The 21,853-nt window shown below is 36.5% G+C and carries 16 protein-coding genes; 14 read left to right on the top strand and 2 right to left on the bottom strand.

The window, feature by feature from the left end:
• Positions 1 to 21 precede the first annotated feature (21 nt).
• The 8 genes from A1704_RS09240 to A1704_RS09205 all read left to right on the top strand — a co-directional run bounded on the left by A1704_RS09240 (position 22) and on the right by A1704_RS09205 (position 10,726).
• The gene (locus tag A1704_RS09240; RefSeq protein ID WP_062672712.1) at positions 22 to 669 is read left to right on the top strand and encodes a helix-turn-helix transcriptional regulator; all 648 of its coding nucleotides are present in this window, start codon (positions 22 to 24) and stop codon (positions 667 to 669) included.
• An 18-nt stretch (positions 670 to 687) separates the two neighbouring features.
• Positions 688 to 1,020, top strand: a complete 333-nt coding sequence (locus tag A1704_RS09235; RefSeq protein ID WP_062672709.1) for a hypothetical protein — start codon at positions 688 to 690, stop codon at positions 1,018 to 1,020.
• A 68-nt stretch (positions 1,021 to 1,088) separates the two neighbouring features.
• Positions 1,089 to 1,610, top strand: a complete 522-nt coding sequence (locus A1704_RS09230) for a cyclic nucleotide-binding domain-containing protein (protein ID WP_062672706.1) — start codon at positions 1,089 to 1,091, stop codon at positions 1,608 to 1,610.
• 23 nt (positions 1,611 to 1,633) lie between these two features.
• Positions 1,634 to 3,208 (top strand): TolC family protein, encoded by a 1,575-nt coding sequence (locus A1704_RS09225; RefSeq protein WP_062672704.1) that lies wholly within the window; start codon positions 1,634 to 1,636, stop codon positions 3,206 to 3,208.
• An 11-nt stretch (positions 3,209 to 3,219) separates the two neighbouring features.
• Complete coding sequence (locus A1704_RS09220; RefSeq protein WP_062672702.1) at positions 3,220 to 4,482, top strand: NHLP bacteriocin system secretion protein; 1,263 nt, start codon at positions 3,220 to 3,222, stop codon at positions 4,480 to 4,482.
• A 16-nt stretch (positions 4,483 to 4,498) separates the two neighbouring features.
• Positions 4,499 to 6,691 carry an NHLP family bacteriocin export ABC transporter peptidase/permease/ATPase subunit gene (locus tag A1704_RS09215; protein ID WP_082798749.1) on the top strand — a complete coding sequence of 731 codons (2,193 nt, stop codon included), beginning with the start codon at positions 4,499 to 4,501 and terminating at the stop codon, positions 6,689 to 6,691.
• An 11-nt stretch (positions 6,692 to 6,702) separates the two neighbouring features.
• A complete protein-coding gene (locus tag A1704_RS09210; RefSeq protein WP_062672700.1) occupies positions 6,703 to 9,615 on the top strand; it encodes an NHLP bacteriocin export ABC transporter permease/ATPase subunit in 2,913 nt (970 codons plus the stop codon).
• Between the two features lie 16 nt (positions 9,616 to 9,631).
• The gene (locus tag A1704_RS09205; RefSeq protein ID WP_062672698.1) at positions 9,632 to 10,726 is read left to right on the top strand and encodes a DUF7005 family protein; all 1,095 of its coding nucleotides are present in this window, start codon (positions 9,632 to 9,634) and stop codon (positions 10,724 to 10,726) included.
• Between the two features lie 4 nt (positions 10,727 to 10,730).
• Here A1704_RS09205 and A1704_RS09200 read toward each other — a convergent pair whose 3' ends face one another.
• Both A1704_RS09200 and A1704_RS09195 read right to left on the bottom strand, forming a co-directional pair.
• The gene (locus tag A1704_RS09200) at positions 10,731 to 11,477 is read right to left on the bottom strand and encodes a ThiF family adenylyltransferase (RefSeq protein ID WP_062672696.1); all 747 of its coding nucleotides are present in this window, start codon (positions 11,475 to 11,477) and stop codon (positions 10,731 to 10,733) included.
• Positions 11,478 to 11,619: 142 nt separating this feature from the next.
• Complete coding sequence (locus A1704_RS09195) at positions 11,620 to 12,249, bottom strand: helix-turn-helix domain-containing protein (RefSeq protein ID WP_062672694.1); 630 nt, start codon at positions 12,247 to 12,249, stop codon at positions 11,620 to 11,622.
• Between the two features lie 122 nt (positions 12,250 to 12,371).
• On the opposite strand from A1704_RS09195, the gene A1704_RS09190 reads away from it, so the two are divergent.
• The 6 genes from A1704_RS09190 (at position 12,372) to A1704_RS09165 (ending at position 21,850) form a co-directional block, all read left to right on the top strand.
• Entirely contained in the window at positions 12,372 to 12,767 is a 396-nt protein-coding gene (locus A1704_RS09190; protein ID WP_034693957.1) for a type III secretion system chaperone family protein, read from the top strand.
• A 19-nt stretch (positions 12,768 to 12,786) separates the two neighbouring features.
• The gene (locus A1704_RS09185) at positions 12,787 to 13,488 is read left to right on the top strand and encodes a PspA/IM30 family protein (RefSeq protein ID WP_062672692.1); all 702 of its coding nucleotides are present in this window, start codon (positions 12,787 to 12,789) and stop codon (positions 13,486 to 13,488) included.
• 3 nt (positions 13,489 to 13,491) lie between these two features.
• Positions 13,492 to 14,148, top strand: coding sequence for a hypothetical protein (locus A1704_RS09180; protein WP_062672690.1), 657 nt, complete (start codon positions 13,492 to 13,494; stop codon positions 14,146 to 14,148).
• A gap of 125 nt (positions 14,149 to 14,273) precedes the next feature.
• Entirely contained in the window at positions 14,274 to 16,295 is a 2,022-nt protein-coding gene (locus A1704_RS09175) for a flotillin family protein (RefSeq protein WP_062672688.1), read from the top strand.
• A 154-nt stretch (positions 16,296 to 16,449) separates the two neighbouring features.
• Positions 16,450 to 21,252, top strand: a complete 4,803-nt coding sequence (locus tag A1704_RS09170) for a DNA repair ATPase (protein WP_062672686.1) — start codon at positions 16,450 to 16,452, stop codon at positions 21,250 to 21,252.
• Positions 21,253 to 21,481: 229 nt separating this feature from the next.
• Positions 21,482 to 21,850: a hypothetical protein gene (locus A1704_RS09165; protein ID WP_062672683.1), complete on the top strand. Its 369-nt coding sequence runs from the start codon at positions 21,482 to 21,484 to the stop codon at positions 21,848 to 21,850.
• Positions 21,851 to 21,853 lie beyond the last annotated feature (3 nt).

Here is a 21,853-nt window from a genome sequence, read left to right as displayed (position 1 = left end):
TAATAAAATCCCCCTTTTAAAATGAATACAGCAAAAACTATAGACTGGAACTCTCCTGATGTTTTGGAACAGATTATCCAGAATATTAGAAACCCGTTAGAGAATATCATTACGGTAAGCAAAAGCACAGCATTACATCATAAAGAAAAAAAGGATGAAATCATATTTTCAAGCAGCAAGGAAATAAGTGATATTATTGAAGAAATGATGCTGAAAACAAAAGCAAAAACACTGAATCTGACATTTCGTGGCCGACCGGAAATTTTTGATATCTACGAATCCAATGAAAATGTTCGCGGGTTGTGCACAGACGAGATTAATCCCCAGAAAATAGCAAAAGTAGATCAGGATTGGCTTGTCAACTTAGAAAAAGAAATTTTTGGCTCTTTGAACCAGAATGAATTAAACCTTTATGAGCTTTCCTATAAAATGGCCGTGAGTGAAAGGCAGTTACACCGAAAAGTGGCCAACCTGGTGTATCTGACGCCTAATAAATATATAAGAGTCTTGCGACTTCATAAAGCTAAACAGATGATAGACGACTATATACAAAAATCTATCTCTCAAATCGCATATGCAGTAGGGTATAATGATGTGCATTACTTTTCCAGATTATTTGCAGATCAATATAATATTACCCCTAAAGAACTCATAAACTCTTTAGAATAACAGGTATAAAACAAAAATATGAACTTAACAGAAGAACAAAAGAGAGGACAAGAAGCATTTTTTAGAATTATTTCTGAAGCTTGGGAAAATGAAGATTTCAAAAAGTATTTAATAGAAAATCCAGAAGAAGCTTTAGAGAAATTTTTTGGAAAAAAAACTCCTATGGGTAAGAAAATTAAAGTAACCGATCAATCAGATCCGGACTATTTGTACATCAATATCCCGGTAAAACCCCAGAGGATGAATAAGGAGGAAGATCTTAAATCAAATGAAGGGAATAGTAACGGTGTGATAACAGATTATAAAGGATTGTATAATTCGTTGAAAAAAATAAATAAACGTCAGGAATAGCAGTTTTTTTGGCGAAATTATCAATGTGAAACAAAATATTTTAGCATAATCTTAAAAGAAATATAATTATGAAAAGAGTACTTTTTTTCTTAGGTCAATTAAATGACAGAGATGTAGAATGGATGATTCATAATGGAAGTAAATTAGAACTACCCATTGGATATACGCTGATCAATAAAGGTGAATCAATAGATAGCTTATTTATTGTTTTATCGGGGCAATTATCCATCTATGCAGGTAACAGCAATGGAGAAAGTATTGCAACACTTGAAGCGGGAGAAATTGTAGGAGAGATGTCTTTCCTGGAATCACGGCCGCCATCAGTTTCTGTAGTTGTAACCAGGCCATCAGTAATATATCAGATTTCTCGTGATACAATAAGTTCCAGAATGGCAGAAAATCCTGAATTCAGATCTAATTTCTATTATGCTCTGGCATTATTTCTTTCAAACAGATTACGTAAAACAACAGACCAGCTAGGATATGGCAACCCTGAGGAAGAAGATCTTATTGATATGAATGTATTGGATGGTGTTGCTAATGCAGGAGCTCGTTTTGGACAGATACTTCACAGATTTTCAGAAGTTTAATCCCAGAAATATTCATTGGCGAAATGAGACTTTATAAATTTATCTATTTATTATTTACAGGGATCGGTATCACTAATTTCTATGGACAGTCAAAGATAAGTAGCGATTTGGTAACCATTTCGAATATCGCATTTGAAAAAAACCCGGACATCATAAGAAGTGGTTACACAATCCAGGATGCAGAGGGTGATTTTCAGATCCAGAGAAGCGTATTTGATATCAATCTATTCTCTGAACTTTCTGTTAAACATAACCGGTACACACTTTTCGATGCTGATACAAGAAATCAATATATAGATAAATTTTTGAAGACAAACACCCTGGACTTTTCAGCCGGAGTACGTAAAAAATTAAGAACAGGACAAATAACAGACATAAGTCTTAAATATGGTTTTAATAATAATAACTTTCCTTATGACAGCTTTAACCAACTTGTTGGGCCTTTCTGGGGAAATCATCTCGGGTCTGTCAATTTTTCATTAACACAACCTTTATTAAGAGGAAGAGGAAGAGAGGTTACTACTCTGTCAGAAAGAGTTTCTCAGCTGTATATAGAAAATACTAAAAGCAATAATGAGTTTAATAACTCATATACCATTCTGCAAATTGGTAAAGCATACTGGAATTATTATCTGGCTTATAAAAGTTTAGAAATTTATAAAGAAAATGAAAGCCGGGTAAGAAATGTAATGGAAGTTACAAGAGAACTTATAAAAGCAGATAAAAAACCGGCCGGAGATTTAGCTCAGGTAAACGCAGACCTCTCAAACCAAGAAAAACTGACAGCTCTTGCAGAACAAAATCTGTATGCAGCAAGAATAAATCTGGGGCGGGTAATTGGATTAAGTAATGAAGAAAGTCTCCGGTTGGATGCTCCTTCCAATGAATTTCCGGCTATCGCTGAATCCCAATACAGAGAAGGACTTGACAGAAGTAGTCTGATAAAAATAGCTAAAGAAAAAAGAGGTGATCTGAGAGCGGTTGAAAAAATTTCTGATGCTTTGGAAATGCAGTATAAACTTGCAGAAAACAATACAAAACCTCAATTGGATCTTACCGGTTTTGTTTTCTATGGGAGCGCCATTGCCGGAAATGGAATTGACAAAACATTTTCTTCATTTACTAATAATGAGGGAAGGAATTTAGGAGCAGGTGCTAAGTTGACATTTACTTTTCCCGTAAATAATAATCTTGCGAAAGGAAATTATGCCAAAAGTCTTGTTGCCTTAAATGATCAGAAAATCTCAAATGATAATCTACAAAGGAACATAGAGCTGAATATCAGTAATGCCATCAATACTCTGGACAATAGTGTTGTTGTTTTAGAGAGAGCAAAAGAGGCTCTTAATTCATACAAAGATGCTTTTAATAACGAACAGGTAAAGTTACAAGCGGGGCTAACAACCATTCTCAATGTAATTTTATTTCAGGAAAGGCTTACATCCTCAGAATTGGAATACCTGCAGGCGTATCAGCAATTTGCCAATGCAATTATTAATCTGAGACATGAAACAGGAACATTAATATCTCAGGGAGATAAAGGATTTACTTTAAATCAGAACGTTTTTTACACGATACCAAACATCTCTAATTATTAAATATTAAAATTATGTCAGCAGGGTTTTTTAGAAAGTCGGCATTAGAAAAACTGTCTACTCCGGAGAAATTAGATCAGCTCATAAAAGTTACAGGACCCAAAGCTTGGATTGCCCTTTTTACGGTTTTTATTGCATTGGTAACAGGAATTTGCTGGTCAGTAATGGGTACAGTAAAAACAAAATTGAATGCTACTGGAGTGGTACTTGGAGGAGAAGTACATGAAGTAGTTGCGACCTCTCAGGGCCAGCTTGTTAAGCTTCATGTCTCTATCGGGGATGATGTGAAAAAAGGAGATATTATTGCTACTATTCAACAGCCCGAACTTTATCAGCAAATAGAAGATGCCAAGGCTGTACTCTCAGATAGAAAATTTGAGATGGGAAAACTAATGGCCTATGGCAGTCAAGGAAATCAGCTTGAAGGAAAATTAATTAACCAGAACAGAGTCAGTATTCAGGGAGAAATAGAAGCGGAAAAGAAAAAACTGGCATTCCTTTACAGCCAACTGGAATCAGAGAATAATCTGCTGAATAAAGGGCTCATTGTAAAATCTCAGGTAGCTGGTACGAAACAACAGATAGATGCCTCAAAAAACACAATAGAAAGATTAAAAGGACAAATGGCGGAAGCATCGAGCCAGCAGCATAACCTGGGTTTTGATCTGCAACAAAAAATCACGTTACAAAATCAACGTATTTCAGAGGCAGAAAGAAATCTTCAGTTTTTATCAGAAAGATATGAAACTCAGAATAAAATTAAAAGTCCTTATGATGGAGAGGTTGTGGAAGTTTTAACGGATGCCGGAGGAGTTGTAGGAGCAGGTACACCATTATTTAAATTAAAAAATAAAGGGACAGAAAACTTTGCCGTACTCAAAGGAGTTTTATACATCCCTTCTCAGGATGGAAAAAAAATTAAGAAAGGAATGGAAGCTCTTGTTGTCCCGTCTACTGTACAACCTCAGGAATATGGATTTATGGAAGGAAAAGTAACCTATGTTTCTGATTTTCCTATTACTGAAAGAGGAATGATGACTTCAGTAAAAAACGATCAGCTGGCTAAAGGGTTATTGGCTTCAGGACCTCTGTTTGAAGTGCATGTAGAATTTGAGAAAGATCCTAAATCCTATAGCGGTTTCAAGTGGACCTCTGCCAAAGGACCCAATATTTCAATAAAGGAAGGAACTTCATGTAACGGAAAAATCACAATAAAACAAGAACCTCCTGCTACCATTGTAGTTCCTGCATTTAAGAAATTTTTTGATCTATACTAATAATCGAGTTTTACGGATGGAAAAGAATACAAATTTTGTGATAGGAAAACTGGCGAGACCTGTAAAGGTTCCTACAGTTTTGCAGATGGAAAGTGTAGAGTGTGGGGCTGCGGCATTAAGTATTATTTTAGGACATCATGGTAAATTTGTGCCGCTGGAAAAACTAAGAATTGCCTGCGGAGTATCCAGAGACGGATTAAAAGCTACCAATATTATCAAAGCAGCCAAAGAATTTGGGCTTGAAGCAAAAGGATACTCGAAATCCATTGAAAAATTAATGCAAATTCAGACCCCCTCTATTATCTTTTGGAATTTTAACCACTTTTTGGTTTTAGAAGGATTTACAAAGAAAAAAGTATATTTAAGTGATCCGGCACAAGGAAGATATCAGGTGACTCATGATGAGTTCGATGAAGCTTACACAGGAGTTGTACTTACCTTTAATCCCGGTGAAAAATTTGAAAAAGGAAACGAAAAAAGAGGTTTAATGTCTTCTTTAGCAGCCAGAATATCTAATTCTAAGCTGAGTATTATCTATCTTATATTGGCCAGCCTATTCTTGGTGATTCCAGGGTTGGTTATCCCATCTTTTATCAAAATATTTATAGATAAATATCTGATCAATGGGTATTCAGGATTTGTGATGCCATTGCTTCTTATTATGGGAGGCGTTTTAATAGTGAACTCTGTATTGGTATATATCCAGCAATATTATCTTTTGAAGTTAGAAACAAAGCTTGCCCTTACTACTTCCAGCAAATTTTTGTGGCATGTATTTCATTTGCCAATCGTCTTTTTTACCCAACGTTACAGTGGAGAAATAGGGAATAGAGTTTCTCTTAATGATAAAGTAGCCAAATTATTAAGTGGAGATCTTGCCAACGCCGCACTTAATATAATTGTAGTTATTTTTTATGCCTTTTTGATGTTTTCCTATGATATTCCTTTGACCTTGATAGGAATATTTATGGCAGGAATCAATGTAATGGTCTTACGATATGTTTCTACCGCAAGAAAAGATGGCAACAGACGTCTGAGTAATGAAAATGGTAAGCTTCTGGGAACGACAACATCTGGAATCAGTATGATCGAAACCCTGAAGGCATCAGGAAGAGAAAATGATTTTTTTACCAATTGGGTAGGATATCTTGCAAAAGTAATGAATGCGCAGCAAGAACTTGGATGGCTAACAATCAGGCTTAATGCAATTCCCCCTCTTGTAACCTCTCTTACCACAACATTCATTTTAGGAGTAGGAGCATTAAGAATTATGGATGGCGAAATGACTCTTGGTGCATTGGTAGCTTTCACCTATTTGATGAGCAATTTTATATCACCTGTTAATCAACTGATCTCTGTAGGAGCGATGCTGCATGAAACAGAAAGTGATATGAACAGAATAGACGATGTTATCAATTATGAAGTAGATGATCAATTTAAGGAAGTCCAAAATGGAAAACCTATAGTTAAAACTGAAATGGACAATAAGCTGGTAGGATATTTTGAAATGAAGAATGTTACCTTCGGTTATAATACAACATTACCCGCTCTTATAGAAAATTTCAACTTAAAGTTAAAGCCCGGAAACAGAGTGGCCCTGGTGGGAGGATCAGGAAGTGGAAAATCAACAGTTGCTAAAATAGCCTCCGGATTACACAAACCCTGGAACGGCGAAATTTTACTTGATGGAAAAAACAGAGAAGAAATACCAAGAAATATTATTACAGAATCATTAGCAGTAATAGATCAGGACGTCCTGATATTCAACGGAACAATCAAAGAAAATATTTCTTTTTGGGATACCACTATATCTGACAAAAGCATTATTCAATCTGCCAGAGATGCGGCTATTCATGATGTTATTGCATCCAGAAGTGATGCTTATGACAGTTCTGTTTTAGAAGGTGGATCCAATTTTAGCGGAGGACAGCGACAACGGTTAGAAATAGCAAGAGCTCTGGCTACCAACCCTTCAATTCTGGTAATGGATGAGGCCACCAGTGCATTAGACCCAACAGCAGAAAAGGTCGTTATGGATAATATTAAAAAAAGAGGTTGTACCTGTCTGATTGTAGCGCATAGGCTGAGTACGATTATTGATTGTGATGAGATTATCGTAATGGAATATGGAAAAATAGTAGAAAGAGGAACACATCATGAATTGATGAAAAAAAATGGGGCCTACTCCAAATTAATTGAAACGAAATAAAATCTAATACCATGCCCGTAAAAGAAAAGATATATATAAATGTTGAAAATCCTTTTACCCTAAATAATATCAACAAATTTTGGATGGTGCTTTCAGGTGAGGTAAATGTATTCTATACTAAAGTTGATGAAGAAGGCAATTATCTTATCCCGTTAAAGCACTTTTATACAGTGCAGAAAGGAGAAATCATATTCAGTTTGTTAACAGAAAACAATACTGGAAATAATACAAGGCTTATTGCTTTTTCAAATGAAGCCAAACTACTGCCAATTGATAAGAGCAACCTTCTGGAGATGGATCATTTCTTTTTAAAGAATATGATGAATAAGTGGATCTCAAAAACAACCTCTATCGTATGCAATAGCAATAGCCCCAGAGTTTACAAGGCATTAGATGATTATAAAATAACGCAGTTAGAAAAGAATAGTATCGCCTTCCCTTCAAGTGGAATCAATTGGATACATATTTTGAAAGGAGAAGTAAACATATATGCGGAAAGTACAAATATTAGCTATGATAAACTTCCTGGATTTCTCACTCCGGTATCTAATAAGCTATGGATCAGGTCGCTAACTGATGGTACTGAAGTGAAAGTGTTAAGTACAAGAGAAGTCCTTCAGGATGAAATTTACTTTTTGCTTTCATTAACAAAGTTGGAAGAACATTTTTACAACCAGCTTAATACCATTATAGAGACCCAGAAACAGGAAGAAAGTAAACATTTTCAGGAGAAACTTTTAATAGAAGAAGAGGGAATCAGAGCTACATTACAGAAAATAAGGTCTATTGTAGCGGGGAATGATGAACGTGTTCATATCCAGAATTCAACCCTATTTAACAAAAAAAATATTCTTTTTTCTACCTGTCGGTTAATCGGAGAGCAGTCCGGATTTAAAATGGATGAACCCAAGCATATAGAATCTTACGAAAATAGTGTTACGAATCAATTATATGCCATAGCCAAAAGTTCTAAAATAAGAATAAGAAAAATTATACTGAGGGGAACCTGGTGGAAAGATGAAAATGGCCATCTCCTAGCATTTACAAAAAAAGACAAAACACCTGTAGCTTTATTACAGGCAACATCCAATAGCTATATTATAAAAAACCTATCTACTGGTATAGAATCCACCGTAAATAATGAGATTGCAGAAACATTAGAGCCAATTGGTTATATGTTCTTCTCTGGGTTTGACGGAAAAATGAATTCCATAAAGAAAGTAGCCCGTTTTGCTACAAAAGGAGTAAGAAAAGATGCAAAATTATTGATTTTTGCTGCCTTAGCAGGAAGTATGATGGGATTATTAATACCCATCTTATCAGGAATGATGTATGATGATGTAATTCCTACAGCAGACAGGTCTCTTCATATTGAGATCTTTTCCATTATGATTATGATGGCTTTAGTTACAGCGGGATTAAATCTTGCTAAAGGAGTTCTACAGCAAAGGTTGGAAACCAAATCCAGTATTAATTTACAGGCAGGTGTTATGGACCACATGCTGAGATTGCCCGTTACTTTTTATAAAAAGTTTAGTGCAGGAGATCTTACAAACAGAGTTTTAAGCATCAATGCAATCCGTCAGATTGTTTCAAACACATTGATGACAGCCGTATTGAGTGGGGCATTTTCTTTTGTGAATCTCGCACTTCTCTTTTACTATGATTCAAAGCTAGCGGTGATGGGCGTAATATTAGGCCTTATTGCAGTTATTTTCATGATTACTATTGGCTGTTTGAAATTGAAATATGATAGAGAAGTTTCCAAATATCAGGGAGAAATACAAGGGTTTCTGTTTGAATTTTTATCAGGGATTTCTAAAATTAGAATAACAGGTGGAGAAAAAAGGGTTTTCGCTCTTTGGGCAGATAAGTTTTCGAAGCTAAAAAAATTAGGATTTATTTCAGGAAGTTATCAGAACTTTGTGGAAACATTTAACGCTTCTTATCCACTTCTTACAAGCATTTTCTTTTTCTCTTTCCTGTATTATACCGTGCTTAATTCTGATACCACAACGGCTATGTTAACGGTAGGTGCATTTATGGCATTCATTACAGCATTTAATCAGTTCCTGAATGATAGTTTAAAGCTGAGTATGGCTTTAATAACATCTCTCAATGTTGTCACTCTGTATGAAAGAGTAAAACCTATTTTGGAAGAGGAGACAGAATCTGCAGAACAAAGCGTGGATCCGGGAGAACTTGCCGGAGATATAGAAATGAATTCAGTTTCCTTCAGATATAATCAAGATCAGCCTCTGGTCCTGAATAATGTTACTTTTAAAATTAAGCCAGGGGAAATGGTTGCCTTTGTAGGTGCTTCAGGCTCAGGGAAATCTACCATTATGAGATTGCTTTTAGGCTTTGAATATCCTGAACTGGGATCTATTTATTTTGATGGAGACTCTTTTGATTCAATGAATAAAGAATTGGTTAGAAGACAGATCGGTGTCGTACTGCAAAATGGATCTTTGATGTCCGGAAGTATTTATCAAAACATTGTAGGAAATTCAGAATTGACATTAGATGATGCCTGGGAAGCGGCGCGAATGGCTGGGATGGAAGAAGACATCAAAAAAATGCCTATGGAAATGCATACCGTTGTAAGTGAAGGAGCGGGAACATTCTCAGGAGGACAAAGACAGCGTCTTATGATTGCGAGAGCAATCGTTCATAAGCCACGATTGTTATTTATGGATGAAGCTACCAGTGCGCTGGATAACAGAACCCAGAGTATTGTCTCAGAAAGTCTTGATAAACTTCAGGCAACCCGTATCATTATCGCTCACAGATTAAGTACTATTAAAAATGCAGACCGTATTTATGTGATGGATAAAGGAACTATTGTTGAAACGGGAACCTATGATGAACTGATGGAGCTTGAAGGACTTTTCTCTCAATTGGCAAAAAGACAGATCGCTTAATGTACAAATAGAATAGATGTCCGTACTTAGAAATATAGAAAAACTTGAGACCTATCTGCAGAACAAATTTTCTCCAGAGAGAGTAAAAACGGTAGATTTTGAAGAAAATGGCTGTGTGGAATTCTGGAAATATTACCTTGAAAAAACAGATGAGTCTCATTTTCAGATCTTAAAAGATTTTTATCCTCAACTCTACTTTCCGATAGAGACAGAAATAAATACAACAGAAGACTATATCCATGCTGTTTTGAAAGGAAAAGAGACTTTTAAAAATTTACCATCACATTTACTGTTGAATCATGCTGAAGGCCTATCAATTCAACTATACAAGGATATTTCAGGTACTATTCCGGTAATTTCGATAAACGACAGCCAGGATTTTGTTGCCATTGCACAAAGCCTTCTCTACAAGAATAATCCAATACCAATTCCCTCCTCTATGGGAGCATTTCTTGCCAGCGGAATCAATAACTGGGAGAGAATTCGTGCTTTAAAAAAAGTATGGGGAGAAAATCATCCTTCAAACAGCTGGAATAATGAATTTTCCAAAAATATTCTGCCCAATCCGGAGCTTTATAAAGACAAGATAATTGTAGTAAGTACAAAACCTTACAGTAATGTTCAGGCAGCTCACCTGGGGCTTTCAGAGGATGAATGGAAAGCATATTCCTATTCCATAAGACTTGAGCATGAATGTACTCATTGGTACACCTTAAAAAGATATGGCTGCGCTTCTAATAATCTTCATGATGAACTTGTTGCTGATTATATTGGGATAGCCAAAACGTTAGGAAGTTATAATAAAGAATGGATGCTTGCATTCATGGGACTGGAAAACTATCCTCAATACAGGGAAGGAAGCAGACTGGAAAATTATATAGATCGTATTGATATTTCCGGAGATAGCTTTCAAGACCTTACTGCAATTATAAGAAATGCTATTGAAACCATTGCAGGGTTTGATGAAGTGTTAGGGAGTATAAAATCAGTACAAGACCAGATAGCGAGGATGGAAGCCCTTTGTGAAACCGATCTTATCGATATAGCCTCCAAAAGAGGAGGCCATATGCTAATGATAAAGTATAATGAAAAGGTTGCGTATAGCTGCTAATTGGTTAATTAACAGTTGTTAAATAAAATTCCGGGAATTTTTTTACAGGTTGATTCGTTGCAATATTGAACGCTATTTTTACACAACTTGCTGCTGCAAGAAATGAAGCAATTGATAATTGCGGTGGAGGAAGTTGTTTGTTTTCTTTAATGTAACTTTCTACAATATCTTCAAGCCATTGCTGAGGGTTTCCCCAATATCTCATGTGGCTGGATACGTACTGAACAACATTTAATTCATTAAAGTTTTCTTCATCTTTCTGCAAAGATTCCAATCCCATATTTTCGCTGATTACCATAACCAATGCTCCCCAGCCCAGATTATAAGGGTGCAGAACAGGGATGTTTTTTTCCTGACACATCTTATCGAAAATAATTGGGATTTCTGTTGAAAAGTCAAGGGCATTGATAGCGATGTTATGGTTTCCAATGATTTCCTCAGCATTGTCTTTAGTAATAAACTCACTGTGGAAACGAATGTTGGCATTGGGATTAATGCTTTTCAATCGGTGATATAAGGTTTCTGCTTTATAAGAAGAAATATCCTGGTAGGTATAATTCTGCCTGTTCAGATTAGATAATTCAATGGTGTCGCCATCCACGAGTGTAATGTTTTCAAAACCAAAACGTAAGGCACATTCTGCTATGTTACTTCCAATACCGCATCCGGCAAGTAATATAGAAAAATCTTTGATAATCTTCTGCTCCTCTTCTTTTACATATAGCCTGTTTCGGGAGTATTGCTCTTCCATTATTTATATTTTAGAAACAAAAATATAGGTATGGGAGAGAATTACTACTACACAAAAGTTTAGTTTTTGCGTTTTTACAATAAAAAGAAGAAAGGAATAATTTTGATTTTACAAGAATAATCTAATCGTGTACGTATTTATTTTATCTGTTATCGGCTTTCTTTTCAAGATTCTCCAGCCTTTCAAAAATACTGGTGAAAATATTTTTCTCAGTAGTAGAAACGTATCCTACAATTTTATAATATTCCGTACGAGATTTGGTTATTGTTTGTTTATCAGTAACATATGAGAGGTTTCCATCCTGATAAATAAGAAGATGGTTGATAGATTCTGTTTTCTGATCTGCTTTGTTCAGAAATAGAATATCACCGTATTGATATTGTGGTAGCAAAGGTTTTTCAGAAGTAAATTCATACAAAAGATCAACGGATGCTAATATTTTTTGCATTACTGCCGTGTTTGGATTATTTTCTTCTATGTCTGTCTTTGCTTCTTTGCTGTTTTGAATAGCCAGCTCCGGGAAAAGCATCAGCTGATCTATATCAGAAACGCTTACTAATTGGTTTACCTGGAGGATTTCTGTCAATAATTTGTCAAGATTAAGGTTAAAATGATTAGCTACCTTTAATATAGTTTCTATCTTAGGTTCTGCACGCCCTTCCTCATAAGAGCTTATTACTCCTCTGTTTAAATCAAATAAATCAGCAAAAGCCTTTTGGCTTAGTCCTTTAACCTGTCTTATTTTTTTAATATTAGTTCCAAAGAAGCTCATTTTGTCTAATCTTTTTTGCAAAGATAGAGAATCTGAAACAATTATTTGCTAATAATATTTGCATTTTGAAGATTTTATTTTATATTTGTCTAGACGAAAAATAAAACACTAAACCAGCCATCATGAGAAATCAAATATTCAGAACGGTCAAAGAGTGGTTGTTAGATTATGAGTTTAACATCACGTTGGAAGATGAGGCTCAGAGAATCTTAATCATCGAAAAAGAATCCAACGGGATAAAAAACATGATTCTTATAATATCAGACTCTATTCTGATCATGGAACAGTTTCTTTTTGAAATCAAAAATCCATCCGAAAAAATATTTCTGAGACTCCTTCAGAAAAACAGAGACATCGTTCACGGAGCATTTGTACTAGACGGAAGCGGAAGAAGGGTGATTTTCAGAGATACACTCCCAACCGATAATATGGCGCAAAACGAAGTGATGGCTTCCATCAATTCTTTAGGAATCCTTGTGGGGGAATTTACAACGGAAATGCTTGAAATGAGTAAGTAATTCACAAAAGATATTTAAAATGAACATTTTTAAAAGATTGTTAACGATAGGAAAAGCAGAAATCCATTCTGTGATCGACAGCTTTGAAGACCCAATCAATTTAACGGAACAGGGAATCCGCGAAATGAAAGAACAGCTGGGAAAAAGTATAGAAGCTCTCGCTCAGCTGAAAGCTCTTGCCATACGCAAAAAAAACGAGGCAGAAACTGAAGAGCAAACTGCCAAAGATTACTATAATAAAGCTATAGTCATTGTTCAGAAAGCCGAAAAAGGAGAAGTGGAAACCGCTGATGCAGACCGCCTTGCTAAAGAAGCACTGAAAAAACAGACCTCTTCATTGGAAAAGGCAACAGCTCTTCAGAAAGAACATGAGAAACTGTTTGCTGACTGCGAAAAGTTACAGGGTAATATCAACCATTTGAAATCAAGCATTACCAAATGGGAAAATGAATTGAAAACCCTGAAAGCAAGAGTTCAGGTGAGTGAAGCCACAAAAGATATCAATCAGAAGATGACCCAGATGGATACCGGAAGCGCGGTAAGCATGCTGGAAAAACTGAAGGATCGTGTTGTACAGCAGGAAGCCCTTGCAGAAGCTTATTCTGACCTTTCAAAATCAGGAAAAAGCATTGATGAAGAGATCGATGCCATGGTAAACAGTAATGATACAAAAGCTGAAGAAGCTTTAAACAGATTAAAAGAAACCCTTAAAAAAGGCTAATATATGACCTTTCAGGAATTTTTAAATATAGCATTTTCTCCGGTGAATACGGTTCTGACAGTCCTTCTCGGGCTTTCAGTGGTCTATTGGCTCTTTACCATTCTTACAGGGTTGGATATCGATGTAGGAATTCATTCCGACCTGGATGCAGATGCTGATATAGAAGCTCCGGACGGTCATCTTCACGCATCCGATCATGATCCTTCAGCCTGGATGCATTTCCTGAAATTTCTGAATCTGGATATCGTTCCGGTCACGTATTTTCTTACACTTTCATTGCTGATCACATGGCTGGGCTCGTTTTATCTGAATTATTTCGTACCTCTTCCTACTTGGGCAGGAATACTGATCCTTTTTCCAATGATGATTGGAGGAATGCTATTAACCAAAATCATTCTGAAACCGCTGAATCCCTTTTTTAAGGAAATCAATCATAAAGGTGAATTATCGTACGCCTTTTTAGGAAGAGAAGGCCGCCTGAAATCAAGCATTCAGGATGATAAAATAGGGATGATGGAAGTCTTTATCGGAAGCGATCCTATGACGCTGATGGTGAGAAGTAAAGACGGAAGCAGGCTGGAGCATGGAACCCGGGTTATGATTGTAGATGAGGAACCCGAAAAAAGGATTTACTATGTACAAAAATCAATAAGATATTAAAATAAAAAACTAATAACCATGCTAACTATTTTTTTGATCTTGCTGAATTATATCCAGGATATCATCTTCCAATTCTTATAAAAACAAAAAAAACACATCTATATAAACTATAAACTTATAAAACTATGAACTTACCTTTAATTGCTGGAATTGTTGTTGCTGTGGTAGCATCAATCGGATTGATTTTCTGGATTTTATCGATGTATAAAAAAACTGTTCAGGGAATTGTTATTTTAAGAACTGGTTATGGAGGTACAAAAGTCTTCTTTAATGCCGGTATTGTTATTCCTATTATCCATCGTATGGAATCTATGGATATCTCCGTAAAAAAACTGGAGATTTCAAGAGAGGGAAGAGCAGGCTTGATCTGCAAAGACAATATGAGAGCAGATATTCAGGTGGCATTTTTTATCCGTGTCAATAAATCAGTAGATGATATTGTGAATGTAGGGCAAACTATTGGTTGCCAGCGTGCTTCTGATGCCCAGACATTAAGAGAATTGTTTGAAGCTAAATTTTCAGAAGCTCTTAAAACAGTAGGAAAGAAATTTGATTTTACAGAATTATATGAAGCAAGAAGCGAGTTCCGTCAGGAAATCCTTGATATCATCGGAACAGATCTTAATGGCTATGTTCTGGACGATTGTGCGATAGACTACCTTGAGCAGACTTCAATTGATAAATTAGATAAAGATAATATCCTTGATTCAGAAGGAATTAAGAAAATTACTGAACTTACAGCGACCCAAAATATTAAAGCCAATCAGGTTCGTCGTGATGAAGAAAAAACTATTACAAAACAAAATGTAGAAGCCAGAGAAGCCATTCTGGAACTTGAAAAACAGCTGGCAGAAAAAGAAGAATCTCAAAAAAGAGAAGTGGCCAATATCAAAGCCCGAGAAAATGCGGAAATTCTGAAAGTAGAAGAAGAAGAACGTCTGAGATATGAAACCGTTCGTATTGCTACAGAAGAAAAATTGCAGATTGCAGAAGAAAATAAACTTCGTCAGGTCGTTATTGCTGCTAAAAACAAAGAACGTGCAGATCTGGTAGAAACAGAAAGAGTATTAAAAGATAAAGCCCTTGAAGCTACAGAAAGAGAAAGAATTGTCTCTCTTGCTCAGATTGAAAAAGAGAAAGCAATAGAGCTGGAGAAGAAAAGTATTCAGGATGCGATCCGCGAGCGATTAACCATGGAGAAAACCGTAGTGGAAGAGCAGCAGGGAATCAAAGATCTGGAAGCCTTCAAAACAGCAGAAAGAAACAAGCAGGTAGAAATTACCGTTGCCACTCAGGAAGCAGAGAAAAAGCTGATTGAGGAAACAAGAGCTGCAGAATCCCGCAGATTGGCAGCAGAAAAAGATGCGCAGAAATATGTAATTGAAGCACAGGCGAAGAGAGATGCAGCAGAAAAAGAAGCTGAAGCCCGTAAGATCATTGCAGATGCGAAAGCAAAAGAAGAAGCAACCGTAGGATTATCAGAAGCTCAGGTAATGCATGCGAAAGCAGATGCTGCAGAAAGACAAGGCGTTGCAGAAGCAACTGTTATTGAGAAAAAAGCTGATGCCAACAAAAAAGAAGGAATTGCCCAGGCAGAAGTCATCAAAGAAAAAGCATTGGCAGAAGCAGCAGGAATCACAGAGAAAGCAGAAGCCATGAAGAAACTGAATGATGCCGGAAAAGATCACGAAGAATTCCGTCTTCAGCTTGCCAAAGAAAAAGATGTGGAACTGGCTCAGATCGCTATTCAGAAAGATATCGCAGAAGCGCAGTCTATGGTACTGGCGGAAGCTTTCAAATCTGCAAAAATTGATATCGTCGGAGGGGACAATACTTTCTTCGACAATGTTATAAGACAGGTTTCTGCAGGAAAAGGGCTGGATAAGTTCATCAGCCACAGTGAAAATGCACAGATTGTAAAAGAAAACCTTCTGGGTGATGGAGAAAATATCATCGGAAAAGTGATGGGAATGGTGGATAAATATAAAATCTCTTCTGATGACATCAAAAATATGAGCATTGCTTCTTTGATCTTTAAACTGAATGGCGTAGCCAATCAACAGGAAAAAGGTATTCTGGAAAGAGCTCTGGACATGGCTAAACACCTGGGTGTGGAGCACAAGCCGGTGAATAACAACCATGTTTAATACAAGAGTGCTTTAAATGCTTAAAAGATTCTAACACTCAAACCTTATAGGTTTCCAAAATCTATAAGGTTTATATCAAAAAAATTTTCAAAGTACCACAAGTTATACAAAGACCTGCTGTAATTCAGCAGTCATGACAACCTAAATAAAAACGATGTCAGAACAACTTAATTCCGGAACTTACGAAATTATTCAGAACCGTTTAAATGAGCAGAAGAATGATCTGATTCAGAGACTTCAACAGCTTAATGAAAACCGTAAAAATATATTTGGCGGAGTCGATTTTTCGCTTGTAGCCAATGAAAGAATTTCTACGGATCACAGCTGTATTGCCAAAGATATCTATTCACTGGGTGACCACCTGATTTTCGGGTCTAATGCACATCTGGGACTTCAGACGGAAATCAATATTTCGGACGTTTTTTCAATATATACAATCAATAATGACCGGTTTGAACCTCAGGATCACACCCTGATCAATGATGAGGTTTTCATTGACGAGTTTAAAAACCTTTACAAATATTACAGAAATACTTTCTTTGCAAGATTTACCTTCACGGAAAACTATCTTTATATGGTTTTTCAGCTGTCGGAAAGTACTACAGATATCAAAGCCTTTAAATGGCTGATTAAAGGGAATCACTTGACGTATATCGATTCGAGAAGTGCCTCCGAAACCTCATATCCTCAACAGCATGGCTTTGTATGGACAAAGGCAACAAGAGATATGCAGAGATCCGGAAAACATCCTCATATTTCCTTAGCAGATAAAGTTTTTGTAGAAAGCATCGGTGGAGATATTACCATCAAAGTAGAAGACAATACAGATACCGGGAAGGGAATTTATTCTGAAGATGTCGTTCACAAAGATCAGAATCTGGATGATGCAGAGATTCATTTCTGTGATCTGGATAATCTTGTTTTGTTTAAGATAAAGCCTTATCAGGAAACAGAACGCTATTTTATTTATAACCACAAAGAAAAGACCGTTTCCAGAGCAGATGCTCTTAAATATTCGGGACTTTTGCTTCCCGAAAATCAAGGGGTATTGTTTTCAAACGGATATGCGCTTCAGACCGGAGGATTAAAAGTGATTTCTCAGGATCAGAACAGGCTTTACTATCTGAAAACCATTACGGAACCAAACGGAGAGAACTTTTTGTATGTTTTTTATGATGATAAAACGAATAACTATCAGCTTATTTCTTACAATATCATTACCCAGACCATAGAAACTCCGATCCGTTGTAGTGGATTTACGTTTTTGCATGATGGAAAACTGATCTATCTGAGAGAAAGCATAGAAACAACCAAACATCATCTGTCTCAGATCTGGCAGACTCCTTTTTCTAAAGAACTGTTACCCAATATTGAAAAAGCAGACAGTTTACTTTACAAAATAGGAAATAAGGATATTGTAAGAGTAATGGCAGAGAGTCAGGAGCTGATCACCCTTCTGAACAAAAAAGACTCTTACAGTGGTTTATATGATGATATCGTAAAACTCTCAACCTTTATTCTGGATACTTACTATTTCCTTGGTGAAGATGAGGTCCAGAAGCTTGATGCACCATTGAAGGAGATCAGAGCGATTGCCCATTCTGCCATCAATGAATATGAAAAAGTAGTAGAACAACGGAAGAACACAGAAGAAGCTTTAGAAAAGATAAAACAGTCCTGTGAGAAAATTCTTGATGATACCAAAAGGCTTCATTACTCTCAGCTTACAGAGTATATTGATGCCCTTTCTCAGATCAGAGCTTTAAGGGGTGAAGTGACAGGAGCAAGAGAGCTTAAATATGCAGACACTGCTTTACTGGATAAATTGGAAAAATCCCTTGCAGACCGTTATACAGAACTTTCAAATGCCTGTGTAGAATTTCTGCTTCAGGAAGGAGCATTATTGCCATACGAAGAAAGAGCACAGCAGATTTCCGAAGATATCATTGGATTACAGAAAGCCATTGATGCCAAAACAATTGAAGAAAATATCAATACCCTTTCCGGGCAGCTTGAATTATTGGTGGATATCGTTAATAACCTTAAAATTGAAGACACCTCCCAGTCTACCAAGATTATTGAAAACATCTCTCTGATTTTTGCAAAACTGAATCAGGAAAGACTTGAACTCAGCAAAAGAAAAAGAGAAATTTCAGGGAAAGAACTGGCTTCAGATTTTCAGGCTCAGATTACCTTATTTGACCAGTCTGTGATCAATTTTCTGGAGCTTTCGCAAACTCCTGAGAAATGTGATGAATATCTGACTAAACTCTCCATACAGTTGGAAGAAATGGAAACGAAATTTATCGATTTCGAAGAATTCATTCAGCAGATAGGAATCAAAAGAGAAGAGGTTTACGGACATTTCCAAAATAAAAGGGTACAGCTTACCGAAGCAAGAAATAAAAGGACTCAGAATCTTTTTGATGCTGCACAGAGAATCCTGAAATCCGTACAGACCAAAGCAGAATCTTTTGACTCAGAAAATGAGATCAATGGCTATTTCGCCGCCGATCTGATGGTGGAGAAAGTGAGAGATCTCTCCAGACAGCTCGCAGAACTGGAAGATTCAGCAAAGTCGGAGGAGGTTCAGACCTTGTTAAAAACCCAGCAGCAGGAAGCAGTTAGAAAGCTGAAAGATAAAAAAGAGATCTACGCAGACGGGGAAAGCGTTATTGCATTGGGAGATTATAAATTTGCAGTCAATCAGCAGAAGCTGGACCTTACTTTGGTGCTTAGAAATGCTCAATATTACTACCACCTTACCGGAACCAGCTTTTATGAACCTTTAAACTTCACAGCTGATGAATTCAAAGAAGTATGGAATCAGGAATTTGTTTCAGAAAATAACAAAGTAAAAAGGTTTGAATATCTTGCCTGGAATGTGTTCTCCGCTCATAAGGAAATAACCTCAGAGGCTGAAAACGAAAAGGCTGTACAGCAGTTTACAGCAGAGCATTTCGGAGAAGGACTGGTAAAAGGAATTCATGATAAAGATGCTGAGACAATTGTATTGAAACTTCAGCGGATGCACAATGAGCTGGGACTGATGAGGTTCACAGCAGAGGAAAGATCATTAGCACAGCTTTTCTGGTTTTTCCTGGAAAATGATAAAAAAGAATATTATACCAAACAGTTTGAAGCAGCCGCTATTATTGCTGAATCATTCACTATAAAGCAAGGATTTGAGTATTTAAGCAGAGAACTTTCAGAAGAAATGAAATCTTTTGCATCGGCCCATGGTATTTTTAAAGAAACGGATTGTATCAATGCTGCCACCTACCTGAAACAGGAAGATAAAGAAAACTTCCTGATTTCAGAAAAAGCAGCAGCATTGTATGAATTGTTCCTGAAAGAACTGAAGGAAAAAGGCAAAGACCTTGAGTTTATTAACCAGCTACAGGTGATGTATGAATATCCTAAGGCATGTTATTATATTGCGGAAAGCGCGGTAAAGGCCTTGGGTTCAGAGGCTAACCAGGATATTATGCCGGAAGTGGCAGCATTTATCATTACCCAAAAATTTGATCCGAAAAATATCAAACACATTGCGTATGAAGTAGCCATAAAAGAGCTGAAGTCGCTTGAAAAAGAGCCAGAATATCATCTTAACTACTTTGAGTTTGTATCCCGCCTTAGCCATTTTAATACAGTTACCGTTCCTAAATACAAACAGCTTCAGGAATTGAAATACAACTGGGTAGATGAAAAGAAAAAAGCATTGAAGCTGGATACTTTCAAGCCTCAGGTATTAAGCTCATTTGTGAGAAATAAACTGATTAATGATGTTTATTTTCCTCTTATCGGAGCGAATCTTGCCAAGCAATTGGGAACAGCAGGTTCAGACAAAAGAACAGACAGAATGGGAATGCTTCTTCTGGTATCTCCACCCGGATACGGAAAGACAACCCTGATGGAATATATGGCAGAGCGTATGGGACTGGTATTTATGAAGATCAACGGACCATCTTTAGGATACGATATTGTATCAACAGACCCTTCTGAAGCCAAAAATGCTGGGGCAAGACAAGAACTTGAAAAACTGAATCTTGCGCTGGAAATGGGAGATAATGTTATGCTTTATCTTGATGATATCCAACACTGTAATCCTGAGTTTTTACAGAAATTCATCTCTCTTGCAGACGGACAGAGAAAGATTGAAGGAATATATAATGGAGAAAGTAAAACTTATGACCTTCGATCCAAAAGATTCTGCCTTGTCATGGCTGGAAATCCATACACAGAGAGTGGAGAAAAGTTTAAAATTCCGGACATGCTGGCCAACCGTTCAGATACATACAATCTGGGAGAAATATCCGGATCGAAAACAGATCTTTTTGACCTGAGTCTTATTGAAAATGCTTTAATGTCTAATGAATATCTGACCAGGCTGACCAATCCGGGAATGGAAAACCTGTATGAACTTTATGATTGTGTACTTACAGATAATCCTGCCGATAGCCTGAAAGGAAATTTCAGCTCCAGTGAAATATCAGATTTCAGATCAGTACTGAAAAGCACAATCACAGTGAGAAATATGGTGTTGAAGGTGAACAAAGAATATATCGCGTCCGCAGCTATGTCAGACGATTACAGAAATGAACCGCCATTCAAACTGCAGGGATCTTACCGTAATATGAATAAGCTGATTGCACAAATACAGCCTATTCTTAAAGATAATGAAGTTACCCAGATTGTCCTGAATCACTATCAGAATGAATCTCAGACACTGACAACCGGAGCAGAAGCCAATATGCTGAAACTGAAAGAACTGATAGGAATTCTTTCAGAAGAAGAAACAAAACGCTGGAATGAAATAAAGAAAACCTTTGTTAAAAATAAAACTCTGAAAGGACTGGGTGAAAATGATAGAATGTCGCAGATTGTAGCACTGCTTGCGCAATTCGGAGACGGACTGGAAGGAATCAAAGAAGCTCTTAAAAAAGCAGAACAATAACCATGAGACTTTAAATAGTTGTCAACAGGCTGTTTCTATGTGAAACAGTCTGTTTTTTATTTCTATGCTATTATCAATTGTGCGAATAACGATTTCTTCCAGACAAAATCTGCTTTATATGCGACAGGAAAAAGATCAGATAAAAAATCTGTACCCATAATATTCTATAGTTCTGTATCTGTGTCCAAAATTAAATACTCCATAATTTTGTTTAGCTAAAGAAGAAAATATGGAAACAATCACTCAACATCAGAAACAATTTCAATATGCTGAGGCTTATGTATCAGACATGTTGGTGCTGAAAAACATTTTTCTGGAAACACAGAATTTGAAGCAGGTAGATCAGAATTTCGGACTTCCTTTTCTTTTGGCTAAAAACGGAAAAGAAACTGTTGCTTTTGCCAGTCTTATCATCAACGAAAAGGATGAAATATCTTTTAAAATCTATGATAAAAATAGAATGACGGAATCAGAAAAAAGGAATTTTTATTCCCGGGCTGAAAGATATTGCAAAAATAATAATACATCCAATTTCAAGGATCCGGAGCAATTAAAAAGCAGTATCAACAGTATGATCAGTTGGCTGAATCCTGAATAAAAA

This window comes from Chryseobacterium cucumeris (assembly GCF_001593385.1).
GTDB lineage: Bacteria > Bacteroidota > Bacteroidia > Flavobacteriales > Weeksellaceae > Chryseobacterium > Chryseobacterium cucumeris.
The sequence above is the reverse complement of the archived record's forward strand: the minus strand, read 5'-3'. Positions and strand labels throughout refer to the sequence as shown.